This is a genomic window from Mycobacterium sp. IDUB_21 (assembly GCF_055419425.1).
On sequence record NZ_JBVAXQ010000010.1, the window covers coordinates 73,369 to 96,081 of the forward strand.

General features: G+C 68.4%; 21 protein-coding genes. 5 read left to right on the forward strand and 16 right to left on the reverse strand.

All coding sequences use genetic code 11. The annotated features are described in order from the left end of the window. Positions 1-150: 150 nt before the first annotated feature. From ACZYY4_RS15675 to ACZYY4_RS15700, 6 genes are all read right to left on the reverse strand, one after another. Positions 151-588: a type II toxin-antitoxin system Rv0910 family toxin gene (locus ACZYY4_RS15675; RefSeq protein WP_463810914.1), complete on the reverse strand. Its 438-nt coding sequence runs from the start codon at positions 586-588 to the stop codon at positions 151-153. A gap of 34 nt (positions 589-622) precedes the next feature. Then, a complete protein-coding gene (locus ACZYY4_RS15680) occupies positions 623-3,034 on the reverse strand; it encodes a cation-translocating P-type ATPase (protein ID WP_463810915.1) in 2,412 nt (803 codons plus the stop codon). Next, positions 3,031-4,611 carry a serine hydrolase gene (locus tag ACZYY4_RS15685; RefSeq protein WP_463810916.1) on the reverse strand — a complete coding sequence of 527 codons (1,581 nt, stop codon included), beginning with the start codon at positions 4,609-4,611 and terminating at the stop codon, positions 3,031-3,033. Before ACZYY4_RS15685 ends, ACZYY4_RS15680 begins: the two co-directional genes overlap by 4 nt. 4 nt (positions 4,612-4,615) lie before the next feature. Then, a complete protein-coding gene (locus tag ACZYY4_RS15690) occupies positions 4,616-5,728 on the reverse strand; it encodes an MBL fold metallo-hydrolase (protein WP_463810917.1) in 1,113 nt (370 codons plus the stop codon). Positions 5,729-5,796: 68 nt separating this feature from the next. Further along, complete coding sequence (locus tag ACZYY4_RS15695) at positions 5,797-6,528, reverse strand: enoyl-CoA hydratase (RefSeq protein WP_463810918.1); 732 nt, start codon at positions 6,526-6,528, stop codon at positions 5,797-5,799. Between the two features lie 66 nt (positions 6,529-6,594). Continuing rightward, positions 6,595-7,143, reverse strand: a complete 549-nt coding sequence (locus ACZYY4_RS15700) for a TetR/AcrR family transcriptional regulator (protein WP_463810919.1) — start codon at positions 7,141-7,143, stop codon at positions 6,595-6,597. A 111-nt stretch (positions 7,144-7,254) separates the two neighbouring features. Between ACZYY4_RS15700 and ACZYY4_RS15705 the strand changes: the two genes are divergently transcribed. Both ACZYY4_RS15705 and ACZYY4_RS15710 read left to right on the forward strand, forming a co-directional pair. After that, positions 7,255-8,001: a 3-oxoacyl-ACP reductase family protein gene (locus ACZYY4_RS15705; RefSeq protein ID WP_463810920.1), complete on the forward strand. Its 747-nt coding sequence runs from the start codon at positions 7,255-7,257 to the stop codon at positions 7,999-8,001. Between the two features lie 17 nt (positions 8,002-8,018). Beyond that, positions 8,019-9,497, forward strand: a complete 1,479-nt coding sequence (locus ACZYY4_RS15710; protein WP_463810921.1) for a carboxyl transferase domain-containing protein — start codon at positions 8,019-8,021, stop codon at positions 9,495-9,497. Positions 9,498-9,571: 74 nt separating this feature from the next. Here the strand turns inward: ACZYY4_RS15710 and ACZYY4_RS15715 are convergent, their stop codons facing one another. From ACZYY4_RS15715 to ACZYY4_RS15725, 3 genes are all read right to left on the reverse strand, one after another. Beyond that, the gene (locus ACZYY4_RS15715; RefSeq protein ID WP_463810922.1) at positions 9,572-10,426 is read right to left on the reverse strand and encodes an EamA family transporter; all 855 of its coding nucleotides are present in this window, start codon (positions 10,424-10,426) and stop codon (positions 9,572-9,574) included. A gap of 127 nt (positions 10,427-10,553) precedes the next feature. Further along, complete coding sequence (locus ACZYY4_RS15720) at positions 10,554-12,314, reverse strand: ABC transporter ATP-binding protein (protein ID WP_463810923.1); 1,761 nt, start codon at positions 12,312-12,314, stop codon at positions 10,554-10,556. Then, positions 12,311-14,032, reverse strand: a complete 1,722-nt coding sequence (locus ACZYY4_RS15725) for an ABC transporter ATP-binding protein (protein ID WP_463811033.1) — start codon at positions 14,030-14,032, stop codon at positions 12,311-12,313. Before ACZYY4_RS15725 ends, ACZYY4_RS15720 begins: the two co-directional genes overlap by 4 nt. 181 nt (positions 14,033-14,213) lie before the next feature. Between ACZYY4_RS15725 and prrA the strand changes: the two genes are divergently transcribed. After that, positions 14,214-14,924 carry a two-component system response regulator PrrA gene (gene prrA, locus ACZYY4_RS15730; RefSeq protein WP_463810924.1) on the forward strand — a complete coding sequence of 237 codons (711 nt, stop codon included), beginning with the start codon at positions 14,214-14,216 and terminating at the stop codon, positions 14,922-14,924. 17 nt (positions 14,925-14,941) lie between these two features. Further along, the gene (locus tag ACZYY4_RS15735) at positions 14,942-16,276 is read left to right on the forward strand and encodes a sensor histidine kinase (protein WP_463811034.1); all 1,335 of its coding nucleotides are present in this window, start codon (positions 14,942-14,944) and stop codon (positions 16,274-16,276) included. Positions 16,277-16,295: 19 nt separating this feature from the next. Here the strand turns inward: ACZYY4_RS15735 and arfC are convergent, their stop codons facing one another. From arfC to pdxH, 7 genes are all read right to left on the reverse strand, one after another. Continuing rightward, complete coding sequence (gene arfC, locus ACZYY4_RS15740; protein ID WP_463810925.1) at positions 16,296-16,463, reverse strand: channel accessory protein ArfC; 168 nt, start codon at positions 16,461-16,463, stop codon at positions 16,296-16,298. Then, entirely contained in the window at positions 16,463-16,615 is a 153-nt protein-coding gene (gene arfB, locus ACZYY4_RS15745) for a channel accessory protein ArfB (protein ID WP_463810926.1), read from the reverse strand. Before arfB ends, arfC begins: the two co-directional genes overlap by 1 nt. 12 nt (positions 16,616-16,627) lie before the next feature. Continuing rightward, positions 16,628-17,641, reverse strand: a complete 1,014-nt coding sequence (gene arfA, locus ACZYY4_RS15750) for a channel-forming protein ArfA/OmpATb (RefSeq protein WP_463810927.1) — start codon at positions 17,639-17,641, stop codon at positions 16,628-16,630. A 147-nt stretch (positions 17,642-17,788) separates the two neighbouring features. After that, positions 17,789-18,157 carry an FKBP-type peptidyl-prolyl cis-trans isomerase gene (locus ACZYY4_RS15755; RefSeq protein ID WP_463810928.1) on the reverse strand — a complete coding sequence of 123 codons (369 nt, stop codon included), beginning with the start codon at positions 18,155-18,157 and terminating at the stop codon, positions 17,789-17,791. A 5-nt stretch (positions 18,158-18,162) separates the two neighbouring features. Further along, positions 18,163-19,458, reverse strand: coding sequence for a citrate synthase (locus ACZYY4_RS15760; protein ID WP_463810929.1), 1,296 nt, complete (start codon positions 19,456-19,458; stop codon positions 18,163-18,165). 105 nt (positions 19,459-19,563) lie between these two features. Next, complete coding sequence (locus ACZYY4_RS15765) at positions 19,564-20,835, reverse strand: MFS transporter (protein WP_463810930.1); 1,272 nt, start codon at positions 20,833-20,835, stop codon at positions 19,564-19,566. A gap of 16 nt (positions 20,836-20,851) precedes the next feature. Beyond that, positions 20,852-21,511, reverse strand: coding sequence for a pyridoxamine 5'-phosphate oxidase (gene pdxH, locus ACZYY4_RS15770; RefSeq protein ID WP_463810931.1), 660 nt, complete (start codon positions 21,509-21,511; stop codon positions 20,852-20,854). An 85-nt stretch (positions 21,512-21,596) separates the two neighbouring features. Between pdxH and ACZYY4_RS15775 the strand changes: the two genes are divergently transcribed. Then, positions 21,597-22,712, forward strand: a complete 1,116-nt coding sequence (locus ACZYY4_RS15775; protein ID WP_463810932.1) for a citrate synthase 2 — start codon at positions 21,597-21,599, stop codon at positions 22,710-22,712. Position 22,713: the final 1 nt, after the last annotated feature.

Here is a 22,713-nt window from a genome sequence, read left to right on the forward strand (position 1 = left end):
GGTGCGCTGACAACCGGGACGCGACTATGGCGATTCGTCGGTGATCAGCGCGCGAACAGCGGCGCGAGACCGGCGATGCCTGTCATTCTCCAGACCTCCTGTGAAGGGACTCCGCCACCCTAGCCATGGGTTAGCGTGGCGCGCAACCGGTCAGGACGGTGCGAAAACCGTGACGAACTTGCGCAGCGACTCGTTGATGTCGCTCTTCAGCGCGGCGGCCACCAGCATGCCGATCGGCCCGAACAACGCCGGCCCGCCCAAATGTATGTCGAAACTGACCGTGGAGCCCTCGCCGGCCGGGGTCACCTTGGCGAGCAGCTTGATCTTGACCCCGCCCTTGCCGGCGCCGTTGAGCGTCATGCCGCTGGGCGGCTTGTAGCTCACAATCGTCCAGTTGATCTTGTTGGGCATGCCTTTGACCTCGACGATGGACTCCAGCGTGGTGCCCTTGTCGAGGGTCTCGGGCAGCACGCTGCGCCATACCCGGTGAATGGTCAGCCACTCCTTGTAGCGCGACAGATCCGCGGCATGCTCCCAGGCGTGCTCAGGAGGCAGTGGGACGTCGATGGATCCGGAGATCTTGGCCATGGATTCTCTTCCCCTCACACCCGTTTCTATGCCGTTATCGCTGGACCATTTTGGCCGTTGCCGGTTCCTGCCACAACTTCGGGCGCTCACCGAGCATGGCACCCCGCACCCACCACATCACCTCGAGAGCAACAGCACCCAGGGCCCCGATACCGAGCGCCATGGACGTCAGCGCGACGTTGGAGGGGTCCAGCAGGAATTTTTCCCGCGCCAGCGGTATCGCGAAGATCGCCACATAGGCCAGACCGCAACAGATCACCAGTGTCAGCCGCCACCACTGATAGGGCCGCGCCACCACGGCCAGCACCCAGCACGCGGTGGTCAGCAAGGTGATCAGGGCGGTGGTGGAGGCCTGGATCTGCTGCACCGCGGTGGCGTCGCTGCCGCGGTAGGCCAGCAGGTAGGAGGTAAAGGTGGCAATACCCACCACGAGACCGGCCGGCAACGCCCCGCTCATCACCCGCCGGACGAATCCGGGTTGCGCCCGTTCGTTGTTCGGCGCGAGCGACAGGATGAATGACGGGATGCCGATGGTGAACCAAGCGGCGATCGTGACGTGGATCGGCTGGAACGGGTACAGCAGCGGCTTGGTGCCGAACAGCGCCGAAGCCAACCCGACCAGGCCGACCAGCAGAGCGAGCAGCACCGAGTAGACCGTCTTGGTCAAGAACAGGTTCGCCACCCGTTCGATGTTGCCGATCACCCGGCGACCTTCGCCCACCACATACGGCAGCGTGGCGAACTTGTTGTCCAGCAACACGATCTGCGCTACCGAGCGAGCCGCCGAGCTGCCCGCGCCCATCGCGACACCGATATCGGCGTCCTTGAGCGCCAGCACGTCATTGACGCCGTCGCCGGTCATGGCCACCGTGTGGTCACGCGCTTGCAGAGCCTGCACCATGGCCCGCTTCTGATCCGGGCGCACCCGGCCGAACACGGTGTGGCCCTCCAGTGCATCGGCCAGCTGGTCCGGCTCGGTCGGCAACTCGCGGGCGTCCATCGCGTCCCCGGACAGCCCAAGCGCGCCGGCCACCGCGCCCACCGACACCGCGTTGTCGCCGGAGATCACCTTCACCGAGACATCCTGTGCAGCAAAATAATCCAAGGTATCGCGGGCGTCGGGCCGGATCTTCTGCTCCAGCACCACCAGCGCCACCGGGGTGACCTGCCCGGGTGCGTCCGGGTGGTCGACGGGCCGGTCGCCGGAACCCAGCAGCAGCACGCGCAACCCCTGCGACCCGATCTGCTCGGCCTGTTCGGCCGCCTCCGATGACGGTTCGAGCAGCACATCGGGAGCCCCGATCACCCAGTTGCCGTGCTCGCCGTACGAGACGCCGCTCCACTTGGTAGCCGACTTGAACGGGGCGCACGCGCTCGACGTCCAACCCGGCGACGTCGGGAACGCCTCGACGATGGCCTGAATGCTGGCGTTGGGGCGGGCATCGTCGGCGGCCAACGCGGCCAGCGCCTGGTGTACCGGAAGGCCTTCGGCGCCATCGAGTTCGACGACCTCGGACACTCGCATGCCGTTCTCGGTGAGGGTGCCGGTCTTATCGGCGCAGACGACGTCGACGCGGGCCAGCCCTTCGATCGCGGGCAGTTCCTGCACCAGACACTGCCGCCGCCCCAGCCGCACCACCCCGACCGCGAACGCCAACGACGTCATCAGCACCAGGCCCTCGGGAACCATCGGCACCAGCGCGCCGACCATCGCCAGCACCGATGCCCGCCAGCCCACGTCGGTGGTGAACAACTGCGTGTAGATGATCAGCAGTCCGGCCGGGATGAGCAGGTAGGTGATGAATTTCAGGATCTGGTTGATGCCGTTACGCAGTTCGGATTTCACCAGAGTGAACTTGCTGGCCTCCTCGGCCAGCTTGGCCGCGTACGCCTCGGCGCCGACCCGGGCGGCCCGGTAGGCGCCGCTGCCGGAGATCACGAAACTGCCCGACATCACGTGGTCACCGATGCCTTTGCCGATCGGGTCGGCTTCACCGGTCAGCAGGGACTCGTCGACCTCCAGATCGGACACCTCGACGACATCGCCGTCGACGACGATCTGGTCGCCCGGGCCGAGCTCGATGACGTCGTCGAGAACCACTTCGCGGGCCGCCAGCGCCACTGTCCCGGATTGCCTGCGCACCAAGGGTTTCGCCTGACCGACGATGGCAAGCTTGTCCAGCGTCTGCTTGGCCCGGATCTCCTGCACCATGCCGATGACACTGTTGAACACGATCAGCAGTCCGAACAGCCCGTTGATCAGTGATCCGGTGGTGACAACGATGGCCAGCAGCACGCCCAGGATCGCGTTGATCCGGGTGAACACATTCGCCCGGATGATCTCGCGCACACTGCGCGCGGCACGCACCGGGATGTCGTTCGTCTGGCCCTCGGCGACCCGCTCGGCGACTTCGGCGTCGGTGAGTCCGACGGTCCACACTGTCAACGGGTGAACCTTCCCAGCTTGTCGTGATCGAAATACTCCAGGGTCAAGGTGTCCTTGGCGAACGTGGCCTTGGAGATCGTCCCGTCCGCCGCGTTCTCGCCCTGCAGCCCGAAGGTGAAGGTGTCATCGTCGAAGTGGGTCAACCGGAATCGTTGGTGTTGCGGACCGAGAACCAGCTCCAGTGCACCGTGGTCCTCGGTGACGGTGGCCTCGCCCCAATAGGGGTTCGTGTACTGGCCGATGTAGTCGGGCAACGACCGGGAGGGCGCCGGCTGGGCCGGCGGCGCCGTATCGCGCAGCGTCCCTTCGGGTTGCGACATCGGCGCCAGCGCCTGTCGATACAACCCGGCCCAGTCCTCGCGGATCTCGCCGTACTGGACGAGATCCAGGAATTGGGCGATCAAGGTCTCGGGAACGCCGATCGGAGTGGCGTTGGTCAGCACGATGATCCCGAGATCCAGTGAAGGCAGTGCCGAGAACGCTGTAGCCGCGCCCAACAGGAATGCGCCCGAGTGTCCGTACTGAGTGCGTCCCGACGACCCGATCGACACGTTGAATCCCTCGCCGTAGAGCCCCGGCCGGGCGGCGCCGACATCGGCGGGGGCGCTGATCACCTGCGGTGTGATCGCTGGGAGCAATGCCTCCGGAGCGAGGATCCGGGTGCCTTCGTAGCTGCCGTTGGCCAACACCATGGTCAGCCAGCGCGCTATATCGTTCACCGATGAGCTGACCCCGCCGGCCGGCGACTGGGCGTCGGGATTGCGTTGGTATCGCGGCTGGTAGCTGCCGTCGACCTTGACGTGGGTGTCCGCGCGGTTGGGCCGACCGATGAAATCGGCGTAGCGGGAACTGGTCGCAGTCATACCGAGCGGCCGATATAGCGCATCGGCCGAGAGCTGCTCCCACGAGACGCCGGCGGCGGCAGCGACGGCCTCGGCGGCGGCGGTCACCCCGAAGTTGGTGTAGTCGTAGCTGCTGCGAAAAGGGGCCAGTGGCAGATATTTGAGCCGTTGCAACACTTCCCGGCGGCTGTAGCCGAGGTCTTCGAGCCGATCGCCGGCGTGGTCGGGCAACCCGGATCGGTGCGCGTACAGGTCAGCGATGGTGACGTGCTCGGTGACGTACGGGTCGGACAGGGCGAACCACGGCAGCTGCTTCACCACCGGGGTGTCCCAGGCGATGGTGCCCGCGCCGACCTGATGGGCGACCACGGTGGCTCCGACCGATTTGGACACCGAGGCCAGCTGAAACACCGTCTCGGCGTTCACCGCGTTATCAGAGCCGTCGCCATCCCGTGTGCTTCGAACACCGAAGCCTTTGGCGTACAGCGTTCTCCCGCCGTGTACGACGGCGACGGCCAAGCCGGGTATTCCGGTGCTGTCCATCAGATCCCGTGCGAGACCATCGAGTCGGGCCACCGCCTCATCGACGCGCCCGGAGGGGACCTCCACCCCGGCCACCTGGTTGGGCGGCGCGTCGGACAGCGCGGGCGGTGAGGGCGGAGACGCCGCCGGAGCACACGCGCTCAACTCGGCGGCCAACAGCGCGGCCGCGGCCATTGCCGCCAGCCTGGTCATGGCGCTAGGGCCTCCACCAGGGTGCTCTGGCGGAGACGCCGGGTTCGACACGGCCACCGGGCTTGTGCACCGCCACCGGCACCCCTGCGGCGTCGGCGGCGACCAGCAGCCGTTCCACCGGTTCGTCCCAGCGGTGCGGCGCCAGCCGGAATGTGCACCAGTGGATCGGCACCAGCATCCCACCGCCGCCATCGTTGAGATCCAGATGCGCCCGGACCGCCTCCTCGGGGTTCATGTGGACGTCCGGCCAGGCGGTGTTGTAGGCGCCGATCGGCAGCAGGCTCGCGTCGAAGGGGCCGTGGTCAGCGCCGATCTGCCCGAAGCTGCCGGTGTATCCGGAGTCACCGCCGAAGTACACCCGGTGGCTGGGCCCGGCGATCACCCACGAGGCCCACAGGGTCGTGTTGCGGGTCAGGAACCGGCCGGAGAAGTGCCGGGCCGGGGTGCAGGTCAACGTGAGCTCGCCGAGCGAGGTCTGTTCGTCCCAGTCGAGTTCGATGACCCGGTCGGCGGGAATGCCCCACGCCCGCAGGTGCGCACCGACCCCCAGCGGGACGACGAACGGCGCCCGCTGGCTGCGGGCCAGCGCAGTGACGCTGTCGATGTCGAGGTGGTCGTAGTGGTCATGGCTGACGACGATCGCGTCGATCGCGGGCAGCGCCGACAGTTCGACCGGCGGCGGGTGCAGCCGCCTGGGGCCGACGGCATCCGACGGCGAGCAGCGCTCGCTCCACAGCGGGTCGGTCAGGACGCGGTAGCCGTCGACTTCGATCAGTGCCGTTGCGTGGCCCAGCCAGGTGACCGACAGCGGTTCGGCGGCGCCGGTGAAATCGGGGACCACCAGCGGGACCGGTGCCGCGGGCCGTCCCGCGCCGCGATCCGCGAACAGCTCACGCAGCATCATGCGCTGTTGTTCGCGGTCCATGTTGACTTTTGCGGCACGCTCGACGTTGTGGAAGATCCCGTCGCGGTAGTGCTCAGACCGGGCAGCCACCGCGTGAATGGCGCCCGGTGCGGCGCCCAGGGCCGCCGGCGTGCCGCGCAGCGCGCGAAGCGTCCAGCTCCCGGCGGCCAGGGAAGCCGTGCCCGCCGTAAGCCGAAGTGCTCCGCGCAACATGCCGCCCAGCTTATGACCCTGACCCGCTGCACCCGGCTCCGCCGCTTTTGCGATCACCGCCGCACCCGCTAAGCGCCCTGGAACTTCGGGGGCCGCTTCTCGATGCGCGCCATCTGGGCCTCGATGACGTCTTGGCTTGCCCAGGCCCGGTCGAACAGTTCCTTGTGCGCCGGTTCCTGCTCCTGGTAGGCGCCGTCGTCGTTGAGCACCCGTTTGGCGTGCTGCAGCGCCAGCGGCGCCAGCCCGGCGATCTCGTGCGCCCAGGCTTGCGCGTCGGCCACCGTACCGATCCGGTTGGCCATGCCGGTCTGCAGCGCGACATCGGCCGGGAGCCTCTCCGCGGTGAGCATCATCGCCCGGGCCCGCCCGTAGCCGACCAGTGAGGTCAGCCGCCGGATGCTCCAGTTGTCGAGCGCTAGACCGTACTTGGCAACCGGGAACTGGAAGAATGCCTCGGGAGCCACCACCCGCAGATCGCAGACCATCGCCAATTGCAGGCCGGCGCCGATCGCCGCCCCGTTGATCGCGCCGATCACCGGCACCGGCACGTCGGCGATGCTGCGGTGCAGGGCGACCAGCTTGTCGGGGTAGTCGGCGGCGAACGCGTCGCCGGACAGGTCAGCGCCGGCGCAGAACACCGTGCCCTGCCCGGTCAGCACGATCGCCCGGACGTCGTGGGTGGCAGCGTCCTCGACGGCCGCCCGCAGTTCGGTGACGAGCTGGGAATTCAGTGCGTTGCGCCGCTCCGGGCGCTGCAACTCGATAGTGGTGACGGCTTCGTCGCGGGTAATACCGATCATGACGCTCCAGCCTATTGAAGCCTGTCGAACGACTTTGTTCGGGTGCTCGATGCCGCTGTTCCCACCTCAGGGCTTCGGCCAGCCCGCCAAGGCCAGATCGGCGATCGCGTGCAGTTCCGCACGATCGGCACCGCTGCGGGCCTGGATGGAAATCCCTTGGCAGACGGCGCTGATCCAGCGGGCCAGCAACAAGGTGTCGACGTCGGACAGTTCGCCTGCGGCCACCGCCTGGTCGAACCGGCGTGCCAGCTCACGCGCGGCCGCATCACGAAATTCGGCCAGTCCGGCCGCATTTCCGACCAGCAGGCAGCCGTCCGGGTTGCCGGACGTCGCGTCGACGGCCCCGTGGACCATGGCTTCGGCAACCTCGCGCGCGGTCGTACGAGTGAGCGCCGTCGCCATGTAGCCACCCGGGCCATTGATGTATCGCAGCGTGGCCCGCTCGAAGAGTCCCTCTTTCGAGCCGAACTCGGCGTAGATACCGCGGCGGTTCACCCCCGTTGCGTCGGTCAGATCGCTGATCGACACACCCTCGAAACCACGGTCCCAGAACAGCTTCATCGCGATGTCCTCAACCGTGTCGGGGTCGAACTCCCGCGGTCGCCCGATGGCCATGTTCCGCCTTCCGTGATCCCGGTCACAGCGGGAATCTCCCGCTGGACAATGCGCTTGACCTGATCATACTTTGTAACCAACCGGTTCGAAACGACTCGAGAGGCATGCGACATGAGCACAGCACCCCTGGCCGGACGCCGAGCACTGGTTACCGGAGGTTCGCGCGGAATCGGCGCGGGAATCGTGCGCCGGCTTGCCGCCGACGGCGCCGCGGTGGCGTTCACCTACGCGTCATCGGCCGCCGAGGCCGACAAGCTGGTCGCCGAGCTGACCGCCGACGGGGCCAAGGTGGTGGCCATCCAGGCCGACAGCGTCGATCCGGCACAGGTGGGCGCAGCGGTCGAGCAGGCAGTCGCCGGCCTCGGCGGATTGGACATCCTGGTCAACAACGCCGGGACCGCGCACATCGCGCCGATCGACGAATACCCACAGGAGCAGTTCGACCGTGTGGTGGCGATCAACATCGGCGGCGTGTACTCGGCGATCCGCAGCGCGATCAGTCACCTCGGCGAGGGTTCGCGGATCATCAACATCGGCAGCATCAACGCCGACCGCGTCCCGGTCGCCGGGTTGGCCGTGTACGCGATGACCAAGGGTGCGGTCGCATCCCTGACTCGTGGTCTGGCCCGCGAACTCGGCCCACGCGGAATCACCGTCAACAACGTGCAGCCAGGCCCGATCGACACCGACATGAATCCCGCCGGGGGCGAATTCGCCGACGCCATGCGGCAAGTCATGGCGTTGGACCACTACGGGCACACCGGTGACATCGCTGCCGTGGTGAGTTTCCTGGCCGGCCCGGAGTCGGGATTCGTGACGGGAGCCAATTGGAACGTCGACGGCGGATACACCGCCTGACGGTTTAGCCTCGTGCTGTGAGCCGGACCGGGGCCGACGAACTACGCGACGCGGTATTGGACGGCGGCTCGTTCATCAGCTGGGATGACGAGCCGCTGGCCGTGCCGGTCAGTGCCGACTATGCCGCCGAGCTGGACGCCGCACGGGCCGCCACCGGACGCGATGAGGCGGTCAGCACCGGCGAGGGCCGGATCAACGGGCGGCGAGTGGCGCTGATCGCGAGCGACTTCGACTTCCTGGCCGGCTCGATCGGGGTGGCGGCCGCCGAGCGGATCACCGCCGCGATCCAGCGGGCCACCGCCGAACGGCTGCCGCTGCTGGCCTCACCGAGCTCGGGCGGCACCCGGATGCAGGAGGGCACCGTCGCGTTCCTGCAGATGGTGAAGATCGCCGCCGCCGTCGAGCTGCACAAGCGCGCCCACCTGCCCTACCTGGTCTACCTGCGCCACCCCACCACCGGCGGGGTGTTCGCCTCCTGGGGTTCGCTGGGCCACGTCACGCTGGCCGAACCCGGTGCGCTGGTGGGCTTCCTGGGCCCGCGGGTCTACGAGCAGCTCTACGGCTCACCGTTCCCACCGGGCGTTCAGACCGCCGAGAACCTGCAGGCCCACGGCGTGATCGACGGTGTGATCCCGGTGAAGTGGCTGCGGCGCACCTGCGCCCGGGCGCTCAAAGTGATGCTCGACGACCCCGGGCCCCCACCTCCGAAACCGGCCCCTGCGCCGGTTCCCGACATTCCGGCGTGGGACTCGGTGTGCGCGTCCCGCCGTCCGGATCGGCCGGGCGTGGGCTTTCTGCTGCGGCACGGCGCCACCGAGCGGGTCTTCCTGGCGGGCACCGGGAGCCCCGAACGGGGTGCCACCATGTTGCTGGCGCTGGCCCGCTTTGGTGGCCAGCCAGCCGTGGTGTTGGGGCAGCTGCGCGGGCCGGATCGCCTCACCGACCCGGTTGCCTTGCGGGACGCCCGCCGCGGCATGGCGCTGGCCGCGGGCCTGCGACTGCCGCTGGTGCTGGCCATCGACACCCCGGGGCCCGCGCTGTCGGTGGAGGCCGAGCAGGGCGGTCTGGCGGGGCAGATCGCGGCATGCCTGGCGGAACTGGTCACCCTCGAGGTGCCGACGGTGTCGGTGCTGTTAGGTCAGGGCAGCGGCGGTCCCGCATTGGCGATGGTGCCGGCGGATCGGGTGCTGGCGGCGCTGCACGGCTGGCTGGCACCGCTGCCGCCGGAGGGCGCCAGCGCCATCGTGTTCCGCGACACCGAGCACGGCCCCGAACTCTCGGCTGCGCAGGGCGTCCGGTCGGTGGATCTCAAGGCGCACGGCATCGTCGACGTGATCGTGGGCGAGCACCCGGATGCCGCCGAGGAGCCGATCGACTTCGCCAAGCGGATGTCACAGGCGATCGCCGCGGAACTGCACGCCCTGCGCGGCATGCCCGACGAAACGCGACTCGCCGCCAGACTGGACCGCTACCGGCGGATCGGGCTGCCGAGTTGATCACCCAAACCGACGTTTCGCAGCGAAAGTGCGAGTGGCGGCCTGCAAAACGTCGGTTTCGGCGACGAGGTGGACTAGCCGGTGATCATCGCGACCGCCACACACGCCAGCACCATTCCGGCGACCTGTCGGGGCCGCACCCGCTCCCGCAGCACCGCAACCGCCAAGAACACGGTCGCGGCGGGGTACAGCGAGATCAGCACGCTGGCCAGTGACAGCAACGAGAGCTGCAGTGCGAACAGCATCGTGACGTTGGCGGCGGTATCGAGCAGGGCGATCACGAACGCCAGCCGCAACGGTGTACCCGTGGGAGCCCGAAGATTGCCGCTGGCCGCCGCGACCCCGACCACCAGAACCGTGGCGGCCGCGCGGGCGAACAGCAGCGGCCACAGTCCGGCGTCCGGCGGGGTGCGGTCGAGGAAGACGAAGTTCAATCCCAGGGCTATACCGGAAGCGATCGTCAACCAGATCACGCCGCGCGGCAGCCCTTGGCGCTTGACGCCCCTTTCGCCGGTGTGCCAGCTGATCAGCACCACGGCCCCCAACGCCACCGCGATGCCTGCGCTGGCAAGCATGCCGGGCCGCTCCCCCAGCAAGCGCCCGACGCACACCGGCACGGTGGCATCCACCACCGCGGCCAACGGCGACACCACCGAGATCGGGCCCGCGGCCATGGCGGCGTAGAACCACCAGATGCCCAGCGCCTGGCTGAGCCCACCGAGCATGCCGAGTACAACCGCGGCGGTCGTGATCCGCCCACCGCCGACGAGGGCCAGCAATCCCAGCATCACCATCGAGACCGGGGTGGACACCAAGACCACCCGAAGCGCGGCGACCCGCCGCGACGCGACACCGCCCACGAAGTCGCTGATCCCGAAGCTGGTGGCAGAGGCCAACGCCAACCCCTGCGCTGCCGGGGAGCCGATCACCCCGGGACCTTGGCGTTCGCCGTGTGTATCACGGCGAGAAGTGTAAGCGGGCAGCGGTGATCGACCCGGACCGGCGGCCGCTACCAACAGCGCGTTTGCACGCTGTTTCATTAGAATTCCGCTGGGTTTAAGCCAGCGAGCGCCGCCAGGCCTCGTGCAGGGCGGCGTAATGCCCCTCGGCGCGGATCAACTCGGCCGGCGGCCCGTCCTCGACGATGGCCCCGCCCTCGATCACCAGTACCCGGTCGGCGATCTCGACCGTCGAGAGTCGGTGGGCGATCACCAGGGCGGTCCGCCGGGCCAGCACGTTGCGCAGCGCCTTCTGGACCATCCGCTCGCCGGGGATGTCCAGCGCTGAGGTCGCCTCGTCGAGGATCAGCACCGCCGGGTCGGCGAGGAACGCTCGGGCGAACGCGACCAACTGGCGCTGGCCCGCCGACAGCCGGCCGCCGCGCTTGGCCACGTCGGTGTCATAGCCGTCCGGCAAGGCGGCGATGAACGCCTCGGCGCCCACGCTCGCCGCCGCGGCGGCCACCTCGGCGTCGGTCGCGGTGGGACGGCCGAAACGGATGTTGTCGGCGAGCGTCCCGGCAAACAGGAAATTCTCCTGGGTGACCATCACCACGTGCCGGCGCAGCTCCGCCTGGGTCAGCGCACGCAGGTCGACACCGTCGAGCGTCACCGACCCCGACGTCGGGTCGTAGAACCGGGCGATCAGCTTGGCGATGGTGCTTTTGCCGGCCCCGGTGCTGCCGACCAGCGCCACCGTCTGGCCGGCCGGGATGCTCAGCGACAGTCCGGCCAGCACCGGCGCATCGGCCCGATATCCGAAACACACGTCGCGCAAGGCGATCTCGCCTCGTACCTCGCCCGGGGTGGCCGGGTTTTCCGGGTCGGCGACCGCGGGTTTTTCGGCGAGCACCCCGGCCAGCTTCTCCAACGCAGAGGCCGCCGACTGGAAAGTGTTGAGGAATTGGGTGATCTCCTGCATCGGTTCGAAGAACATCCGCAGATAGAGCAGAAATGCGGTGAACGTCCCGATCGTCATGTGCCCGTGCAGGACTCGCCAACCGCCGTAGAGCAGCACCATCCCGGTGGTGAGGTTGCCGACCAGTTTGACACCAGGGCTGAAGATGGCGACCAGTTTGAACGCCTTCTCGTTGACGGTGCGGTAGCGGTCGGCGACGTCGGCGAAGATCTCGGCGTTGCGGGCTTCGCGGCGGTAGGCCTGCACCGCCTTGATCCCGGTCATGGTCTCGACGAATTGCACGATCACCCTTGCGGCGTGCTCCCGGACCGCGGTGTAGGTCTTCGACGACTCGGCCCGGAACCAGCGCAGCAACACCACCAGCACCGGGAAGGCGGCCAGGCACATCAGGCCCAGCCGCCAATCCAGCACGATCAGCAGCACCGCCGTGCCGGCCAACGTGAGCGCGGCGCTGACCAGGCTGTCGAACCCGCTCGTCAGCATCTCCTGGATCGCGTCGACATCGTTGGTCAGCCGGCTGACCACCCGGCCCGAGGTGTAGCGGTCGTGAAACCCGATGTCGAGGCGCTGGAAGTGGCGGAACACCCGCCGCCGCAGCTCCAGCAGTGCCTGCTGGCCGATCCGCCCCGACCACTGCAGGAACAGCATTCGGCTGCCGGCCTGGGTGAGCACGACCGCACCCAGCGCGACGATGATCACCGTCAGCACCCGGGTCGAGCCGTCGGCGGCGATCGGCGGGATCCCGCGGTCGATACCGCGCTGCGCCAGCACCGGAACCGCGAGGCGGGCAGCGTTTTCCACCACGACGACCAATGCCAGCAGGATGACCGCGACACGGTAGGGGCGCAGCAGCGACCACAGCAGGGCGCGCGCCGCGGCCCGGCCGGCAACGGCCGTCACCGCCGTACCCAGTCGACGAGGTGTTCGGCGCCGTCATCGAGCTCGTCGTCGGCGGCCAGCAGGTAGCGGTACCGCGGCACCCCGGCCAGCAGTTCGGCATGGGTACCGACCGCTGCGATGGCACCGTCCTCCAGCAGCGCCACCCGGTCGGCCAGCGCCACAGTGGAGGCCCGGCTGGCCACCACGATCCCGGTGATCGGCTCCGGCCCGTCACGCAATACCCGGCGCAGCGCATCGGTCACCGCGGCTTCGGTGTGCACGTCCAGGGCCGACAAGGTGTCGTCGAGCACCAGCACCGTCGGCGCGGCCACCAGGGCCCGGGCCAGCGACAGCCGTTGGCGCTGCCCACCCGACAAGCTCATCCCCTGCTCGCCGATGCGGGTATCGAGCCCGTCGGGCAGGTCATAGACAAAATCAGCCGAAACCGTCGATATGGCGCGGACGAGCTCCGCGTCGCTCGCGTCCGGCCGCCCGAGCCGCAGATTCTCGGCCACCGACATGGAGAACAACGTGGGGTCGTCGAACGCGGTGATCACCGCAGAACGCAGCGCCGCCAGCGTCAGAGACCGGATGTCGCGCCCGCCGATGAGGATCTGCCCCTCGTCGACGTCGTAAAGCCGCGACAGCAGCATCGCCAGCATCGACTTTCCTGACCCGGTGGCCCCCACCAGAGCGACGGTCTCGCCGGGTTCGACGATGAGATCGACCCCGCGCAACACCCACGGGCCATCCGGACCGGCCCGACCGGCAGCGCCGAAACGGAATCCGACGTCACGCAACTCCAGTCGCCCGGACGGCGGCACCGGATCGTCACCGTCGGTGATCTCCAGCGGCGCATCGAAGATCTCAGTGATCCGGTCGGCGGCGGTCATCGCCTCCTGGGTGGCCGACAGCAGAAAACCCAGCGACGACACCGGCCACACCAGCGACAGCATCAAGGTGATGAACGCGACCAGGGTGCCCATCGTGACCTGGTGGTGGCCGGCCGCGTACGCACCGATGGCCAGCACCACGATCAGCGTCAGGTTGGGGATCACCTCCAGCAGCGTCCAGAACCTCGACGACACCACCACCTTGTCGATGCCCAGGTCGCGCAGGGTCTTGGCCTGCGCATCGAAGTGCGCGAACACGTAGTCCTCACGGCCGAACGCCTTGATCGTGCGCAGGCCCAGCGCGGACTCCTCGACTCCGGTGGCCACCTGGCCGGCCTGGTCCTGGGCCCGCCGCGACAGCCGGGTGTACTGGCGCCGGAAATGCTGCACCGCCAGCGTCACCGGCACCATCGACGCACCGGCCACCACGCCCAGTGGCCAGTACAACAGCAGCAGAATGGTCGTCACCGCGACGATCTGCAACATGTTGAGCAGGAGGAACACCAGCACGAACGACAGGAACCGGCGGATGGTGGCCAGGTCGTTCATGATCCGCGACAGCAGCTGCCCGGACTGCCAGCGCCCGTGAAAGGTCATCGGCAGCACCTGCAGCCGGGCGTAGAGATCCTTGCGGAGGTCGGCTTCCACACCCATGGTGGCGTGCGCGACCAGCCAGCGCCGCACCAACCACAGCACGGCCTCGCCGACCCCGAGCGCGGTGGCCGCTGTGCCGAGCATCCACAATCCGTGCTGGTCGCGGTGGGCCACCGGCCCGTCGATGACGGCCTTGGTCATCAGCGGGATCGTCACGGTGGCGCCGAGGCTGACGACGGCCACCGTGATCATGGTGATCCATCTGGCCCGGTATGGCCGCAGGTACGGCAGCAGGCTGCGCAGTGCAGAGGCCGGATTCACCCAATCGACCCTAGATTGACGGCGGCGACCCGCGGCGCCATCGCCGCAAGAACCCAGCACCGTCCCGCGGCACGTCCCGCGTTAGCGGCAATATTCAGGCAAAATGGCGGCCATGAACAACCCCGCCAACGCCGCCCCCGCTCCCCGGGTATTGGTCGTCGACGACGACTCCGATGTGCTCGCCTCGCTGGAACGTGGACTGCGCCTGTCCGGTTTCGAGGTGGCCACGGCGGCCGACGGCGCCGAGGCGTTACGCAGCGCCAAGGAGTCCCGCCCGGACGCGATCGTGCTGGACATCAACATGCCGGTGTTGGACGGCGTGAGCGTGGTGACGGCGCTGCGGGCCATGGGCGACGACGTGCCGGTCTGCGTGCTGTCCGCGCGCAGTTCGGTCGATGATCGGGTCGCGGGGCTGGAGGCCGGCGCCGACGACTACCTGGTCAAGCCGTTCGTGCTCGCCGAACTGGTGGCCCGGGTGCGGGCGATGCTGCGGCGGCGCGGGTCCTCGGCCAGCTCTTCCTCGGAGACCATCACGGTGGGCCCGCTGGAGGTCGACATCCCGGGCCGGCGTGCCCGGGTCAAGGGTGTCGACGTGGACCTGACCAAGCGGGAGTTCGACCTGTTGGCCGTGCTCGCCGAGCACAAGACCGCGGTGTTGTCGCGCGCCCAGCTCCTCGAGCTGGTCTGGGGCTACGACTTCGCCGCCGACACCAACGTCGTCGACGTGTTCATCGGCTATCTGCGACGCAAGCTGGAAGCCGGTGGCGCGCCCCGGCTGCTGCACACCGTCCGCGGAGTCGGATTCGTTCTGCGCACGCAGTGAGGACCACCATGAACGTCATGCACATGCTGCGGCGCGTCTTCGCCCGCACGCCGTCGCTGCGCGCCAGGGTGGTGCTGGCCACCGCGATCGGTACCGCGATCGTGACGGTCATCATCGGCGCCATCGTGTGGGTCGGGGTCACCAACGACCGCAAGTACTGGCTGGACCGCCGACTCGATGAGGCGGCCGGGCTGACCGTCCCGCTGATCGGCCTGGGCGAGCTACCCCGGTCGGCCGGCGCCACCGACGCGGTGATCACGCTGCGCCGGCCCAACGAGGTGACGTCGAACGCCGCGGTGGTGCTGCCGGAGCTGCCGCCGGGCTACGCCGACACCGAGATCGACGGGGAGCTCTACCGGGTGCGCACCGTCGACATCCCGGGGCCGGGTCCGCGGTCGCTGGCGGTCGGCGCCACCTATGAGGCCACCTTCGCCGACATCAACAACCTGCACCGGCGGGTGATCCTGCTCTGCGCGTTCGCGATCGGCGCGGCCGCGGTGCTGGGCTGGCTGCTGGCGGCGTTCGCGGTGCGGCCTTTGCGTCGGCTGGCGCAGCAGGCCCGGTCGATCGACGCCGGCGACGAACGTCCCGACATCGAGGTGCGCGGCGCCAGCGAGGCCGTGGAGATCGCCGAGGCGATGCGCGGCATGCTGCAGCGGATCTGGACCGAGCAGGACCGCACCAAAGAGGCTCTGGCGTCCGCGCGCGACTTCGCCGCGGTGTCCTCGCACGAGCTGCGTACGCCGCTGACCGCGATGCGCACCAATCTCGAGGTGCTGACCACCCTGGACCTGCCCGACGAGGGGCGCAAGGAGGTTCTGGGCGACATGGTCCGCACCCAGTCCAGGATCGAGGCGACGTTGAGTGCCCTGGAGCGGTTGGCCCAGGGCGAGTTGTCGACGGCCGACGACCATGTCCCGGTGGACATCACCGATCTGCTCGACCGGGCGGCCCACGACGCGATGCGGGTCTTCCCCGACCTGAACGTCTCGCTGGTGCCGTCGCCGACCTGCATCATCCTCGGAATGCCGGCCGGGCTGCGGCTGACGGTGGATAACGCGATCGCCAACGCGGTCAAGCACGGCGGCGCGACCCAGGTGCAGTTGTCGGCGGTCACCTCGCGAGACGGGGTCGAGATCGCCATCGACGACAACGGCGGCGGGCTGCCCGAGGATGAGCGCCGGATGGTGTTCGAACGGTTCTCCCGAGGGTCGACGGCATCGCATTCCGGCTCCGGCCTCGGGCTGGCCCTGGTGGCTCAACAGGCCGAACTGCACGGCGGCACGGCGTCGCTGGAAGACAGTCCGATGGGCGGGGTACGCCTGCTGCTGCAGCTGCCGCCGCCGCGCTGAGCTCGCCCCGCCCCAGGCGTCATTTCTCCTTGGTCGCGCTGTCCCAGCGGGCGCCGTAGGGCGCGCCGTCGCTCAAGGCTGCCGAAACCGGCACCTCGCGTTTGACTCGCCGGATGGCGAAGGCGAACGTCAGCAGTAGCCCCAACAGAAATGACAAGCCCATCAACCAACAATCGGCGCCGTGCATCAGGTGGCTCCTATCTCACGCGAGTCGGGCAGGGCCGCAATGGCCTCCTCCTCGCGCGTGCGGCGAATCGACACAATTGTGAGTAACCAGGCGATCGCCGAACCCACTAGGAATGCCAGCAGGTACCACAGCCAGTGAATGACGAAATCCATTGGAGGTTCTCCTTAGCTGACGGTGATCGCGACACGACGGTTTTGGGCACGGCCGTCCGCAGTCGCGTTGCCGGCGACCGGTTCGGCGGACCCGAATCCCTTGGCGGTGACGCTGTTTGCGGGTACACCCTGTGCCACCAGGAAGTCCGCGACCGACTTGGCCCGGCTGGCGCTCAACGGCACGTTGATGCCGTCGTTGCCGGTGCTGTCGGTGTAGCCGCTGACCGCCACATGGACGCTGTGACAACCCTTCAGCTTCTCCGCAACCCGGCCCAGTTGCTCCCTCGTGCCCTGCGACAAGGTGTGGCCGTTGGTCACGAAGGTGACCGGCTTGCTCATCAATGCGGTGATGTCGGCTTGCAGGTTGCCGCAAGGCTGCGGCACGATCGGCGCCTTCGGCGCATCTGGCAGGATCAGAATGTTGTTGGACAGCTCCAGGTTTGGCCAGGCCGCCTTCGCGGCCGCCTCGACGGCGGACTTGACCGCGCCCGAGCCAGCGGTGCCGGTCAGCGTGACGGTGTCACCGCTGATCTTGAATTTGAAGTCCGGCATGGTCACCGCGGCCTTGAACACCGATCCCAATGCCGCGGAGTCGGGCACCGCGACACCCGGTTTGATGTTGAGGTTGTCGACCAGCTGCACCCCGCTGCCGTACAACCCCTTGAGCATATCGAGAAGCCCTGTCCGCGTGGCGATGTCGGGCAGGTCACCGTTGAGGGTGATGACGTTGCCGTTGCGCAGAATCGATAACCTGGCAAATGACAATCCCGGCCCCTTCACGCCCGGCACAGTCGCCTCCGGCGCATTCACGTCCGGCACGGTAAGCGACGGTGCGGCGAGATCGGGTCCGGTCATGTCGGGTGCGGTGGTGTCGAGTTTCGAACGATCCGCCATTCCGAGGCCGATCAACGCGATTAGCAACGGAATTGCCGCCAGGGCCAACAGCCAGCCGAAGCCTGGAGACCGCCGGTAAAAACGCGATGCCTTTCGCCAGCCGGTCACGGTCCGGCTTTCGGAGCCTGGCATGGATCCTCCTTGACGACCGAAAAGCACCTACGTGTCCAGGACACCGCGAGTGTAGGAGCTTCAGTTGGTCAATGGAGGTAGTCAGTCGCTTTTGGTGACCCTAGTGCGCCACAGGCGAGCTGATCACCAACTCAGGCAGGCGCGCACTCAGCGGGTGCCGAGCAGATCGATCACGAAGACCAGGGTCTTGCCGGCTAATTGATGCCCGGTGCCGGCTGGACCGTAAGCCAGTTCGGGTGGGATCACCAATTGGCGCCGGCCGCCCACTTTCATCCCCGGGATGCCGTCCTGCCAGCCCGCGATGAGCCCGTCCAGCGGAAACTCCAGGGACTCGCCGCGGTTCCACGAGCTGTCGAACTCCGCGCCGCTGTCGTAGTCGACGCCCAGGTAGTGCACGTTGACGAGCGCACCGGGTGCGGCTTGGGCGCCGTCCCCGACGACGATGTCCTCGATGACCAGTTCGGTCGGGGCCGGGCCCGTCGGAACGGTGATCTGCGGCTTGGCCGGGTTCGTCACAGCGGTTACCGCCCGCCGAGGCTGGTGTAGTCGCGTTCGGTGTAGCCGGTGTAGACCTGACGGGGCCGACCGATCTTGCTGTCGCCCTCGTCATGCATCTCGCGCCAGTGCGCGATCCAGCCCGGCAGCCGGCCCAGCGCGAACAACACCGTGAACATCTGGGCCGGGAAGCCGATCGCCCGGTAGATCAGGCCGGTGTAGAAGTCGACGTTCGGGTATAGCTTGCGCTCGATGAAGTAGTCGTCGGTCAGCGCGGCCTCTTCGAGGTCTTTGGCGATGTTGAGCAGTTCGTCGTCGCCGCCGAGCTTGCCGAGGATCTTGTCGGCCTGCTCCTTGACGATCCGCGCCCGCGGGTCGTAATTCTTGTAGACCCGGTGGCCGAAGCCCATCAGTTTGACGCCGTCCTCGCGGTCCTTGACCTTGCGGACGAAGTCGCTGACGTTGCCGTGCTCGTCGCGGATCTTCTCCAGCATCTCCAGCACCGCCTGGTTGGCGCCACCGTGCAGCGGACCCCACAGCGCGTTGATCCCGCCGGAGATCGAGGTGAACAAGTTGGCCCGCGAGGAGCCCACCAGCCGCACCGTCGATGTCGAACAGTTCTGCTCGTGGTCGGCGTGCAGGATGAACAACATGTCCAGTGCCCGGACCACTTCGGGGTCGGCCTCGTAGGGCTCGGCCGGCAGGCCGAACGTCATCCGCAGGAAGTTCTCCACCAGACTCAGTGAGTTGTCCGGGTACAGGAACGGCTGGCCCGACGACTTCTTGTAGGCGTAGGCGGCGATGGTGGGCAGCTTGCCCAGCAGCCGGATGGTGGACAGCTCGACCTGGTCGTTGTCGGCCGGGTCCAGTGAGTCCTGGTAGTAGGCGCTCAGCGCGTTGACCACGCTGGACAGCACCGGCATCGGGTGGGCGTTGCGGGGGAAGCCGTCGAAGAACCGTTTCAGGTCCTCGTGCAGCATGGTGTGCCGCTGGATCCGGCCGGTGAACGCGGCCAGCTGCTCGGTGGTGGGCAGCTCGCCGTAGATCAGCAGGTAGCTGACCTCGATGAAGGTCGACTTCTCGGCCAGCTGCTCGATCGGGTAGCCGCGGTAGCGCAGGATGCCGGCGTCGCCGTCGATGTAGGTGATGGCGCTCTTGACCGGCGAGGTGTTGGCGTAGCCGTTGTCGAAGGTGGTGTATCCGGTCTTGGCGAGCAGCGACCCGATGGCCAGAGCGTCGGACCCCTCGGTGGCTTTGACGATCGGCAGCTCGAGCTCGCCGCCCGGATACCGGAGAGTGGCGGTGTCGTCGGTTGCGGCCACAAGGAACCCCTTTGCGCTATTCGGCTAACCAGATTGGGTGTGTACAGGAAAAGGTAGTCGGTTCCAGGCCGACGCGCCCGCCCGGGGCCGGGTATCGCCGGACGGTCATCGCGCCACCGTCGGTCCCGGCCGACGATAGCCGATGAAAGCGGGCGCCACGAGCGCAGCTAGCAGCACTCCGACGATCACCAGTACCCCACCGCCGGCCGCTGTGGCGGCCGTACCCACCATTGCGCCGGCCGCGCCGTGCACGGCATCGGCGAGCCGGGGGCCACCGGCGACGACGACGGTGAACACCCCCTGCAGCCGGCCGCGGACCTCGTCGGAGGCGACTTGCTGCAGCATCGTCGACCGGAACGCCGCCGACACCATGTCCGCGGCGCCGCCGACCGCCAGGAACCCGAGCGCCACCCACAGCGTCGGACCGGGGTGGCCGTTTGCGCGCGCGACCGCCAGCCCGAAGCCGGCCATCGCGGCGCCCCACACCACGATCGAGACGACGATGGCCAGACCCTGGCGGGTGATCCGCGGGAGCCAGCCCGAGAACACCCCGCCGGCCACCGCCCCAACCGCCATCGCCGCGGCCAGCAGCGCCATCGTGGTGCCGCCGTCGACCGGTCCGCCGAAGTCCGCGGCGGCGATCTGCGGGAACAGCGCCCGCGGCATCCCCAGCACCATCGCGATCAGGTCCACCACGAACGACATCAGCACCACGGTGTTGCCGGCCAGGTAACGAAACCCGTCCAGCACCGCCGCCACTCCGAAGCGAGAGCTCTCGGTTGATCCGGTGGGCGGCATCGGGGTCAGCCGAAACGTCGCCCAGATCGGGAAGATGCAAGTCGCGGCGTCGATCAGGTAGAGCGTGGGCAGATCCACCCAGCCGAGCAGCAGGCCCGCCAGCAGCGGCCCGACGATCGCCCCGAACTGCATCACGGTCATGTTCAGCGAGTTGGCGGCCGGCAGGTCACCACCGGCGACCATCCGCGGAATCGCCGCGGATCTGGTGGGGGCGTTGATCGCGTAGAAGCTCTGTTGCACGGCCAGCAGGCAGAGCACCGTCCAGACCCCGCCGCCGAGGACCGCCTGCACCCACAGCAGCAGCGAGGCCAGCCCCAACCCGCACGAGGCGATGATCAGCAATGTGCGGCGGTCCATCGCGTCGGCCCAGGCACCGCCCAATAGCCCGAAGACCACCAGCGGAACCAGTGCGAACAGGCCCGCCAGCCCGACATAGGCCGAGCTGCCGGTCAGCGCGTAGATCTGGACCGGGACCGCGAAAATGGTCAGGTTCGCGCCGATGACGGTCGGTATCCCGGCCACCCACAGCCGCCGGAAGTCCGGGCTGCGCAGCGGGGTGGTGTCGGCGAACAGCCTCACCCCAGGGGACCCGGGATCATGGCTGCAAACGCTCGACGCGCCCGCCGCTCACCCGAATCCGATTGTGCAGCCTGCCTTCTCGGCCCTGCCAGAACTCCACCACCTCGGGGGCGATGACATACCCGGCCCAGGTCGGTGCGACAGGAACCTGGTCGGTGTCGGCGAATCGCTCGGTCACCTCGACGAGCTGATCGAGCAGCGCGGCGCGCGAGGCGATCGGCTGCGACTGCTGCGACGCCCAGAAGCCCAGCTGCGACGCCCTCGGCCGGTGCGCCCAGTATTCGGCGGGGATCGCGGCGTCGGTCTTGGTGACCCGGCCGCGGATGTGGACCTGACGGCCCAGCAGATACCAGGGAAACGTCGCCGATGCGTACGGTGTCGCCGCCAGTTGGGCGGACTTGTCCGAGCCGTCATCGGTGAAGAAGGTGATGCCGTTCTCGTCGAGGTTCTTGCACAGCACCGAGCGACTGACCGGCCGGCCGTCTTCGACGGTGGCCAGCACCATGGCATTGGGTTCGGCGATCCCGGCACGTTCGGCGTCGCCGATCCAGTTGCGCAGCAACACCTCCCAGCCCTCCTCGAGCCAGTCGACGTCGAGGTCGCCGCTGTTGTCCTTCTCCCGGTATTCCACTCGCATCGCCGCCAGGTGCTCGTTGTCTGGGCCTGTCCAGTGCACCGCCCAACGCTACGCCCCGGCGCAGCCCAGCCGGTGTTACCGGCCGGTAGTAACGGCGGGGCGTCCGGGTGGAAGAATCCGACGCATGACTGCAGCAGTCCCGGAGAATTTCGTTGCCGGCTTGGAGGGCACGGTGGCGTTCACCACCGAGATCGCCGAGCCGGACAAGGACGGCGGCGCACTGCGCTACCGCGGTGTCGACATCGAGGACCTGGCCGGAAAGGTCAGCTTCGGTGACGTGTGGGCCCTGCTGGTCGACGGTGACTTCAACCGTCCGCTGGCGCCCGCCGAGGCGCAGGAATTGTCGGTGCGCACCGGCGACGTCCGGGTCGACGCCCAGGCAGCGGTGGCGATGCTGGCGCCGCAGTGGGGATTTGAGCCACTGCTGGACACCGATGACGCCACTGCACGTGACCAGCTGGCCCGCGCGGCGGTGATGGTGCTGTCCTACGTCGCCCAATCGGCTCGCGGCTCGCAGGCACCGGTGGCGCAATCGGCCATCGACGGCTGCGCCACCATCACCGAGCGGTTCATGACCCGGTGGCGCGGCGAGCCCGACCCGGCCCACGTCGAGGCGATCGATGCCTACTGGGTGTCGGCGGCCGAGCACGGGATGAACGCCTCGACGTTCACCGCCCGGGTGATCGCCTCCACCGGCGCCGACGTCGGCGCGGCGCTGTCCGGCGCGATCGGCGCGATGAGCGGCCCGCTGCACGGTGGCGCCCCGGCCCGGGTGATCCCGATGATCGCCGAGGTGGAACGCTCCGGTGATGCCCGCGCCGTGGTCAAGGGCATCTTGGATCGCCGCGAGAAGCTGATGGGCTTCGGGCATCGGGTGTATCGCGCCGAGGACCCACGCGCCCGGGTGCTGCGGGCCACCGCCAAGCGGCTGGCCGCTCCCCGCTACGAGGTGGCGGCCGCGCTGGAGCAGGCGGCGCTGGCCGAGCTTCGGGAGCGCCGGCCGGACCGGCCGATCGAGACCAATGTGGAGTTCTGGGCGGCGGTGATCCTGGACTTTGCCGAGGTGCCCCCGGCGATGATGCCGGCGATGTTCACCTGTGGCCGTACCGCGGGCTGGTGCGCGCACATCATGGAGCAGAAGCGGCTGGGCAAGCTGGTGCGCCCGTCGGCGATCTACGTCGGGCCGGCGCCGCGCAGCGCGGCGTCGGTGGCCGGCTGGGAGCACGTCGCCCAGGTCTAGA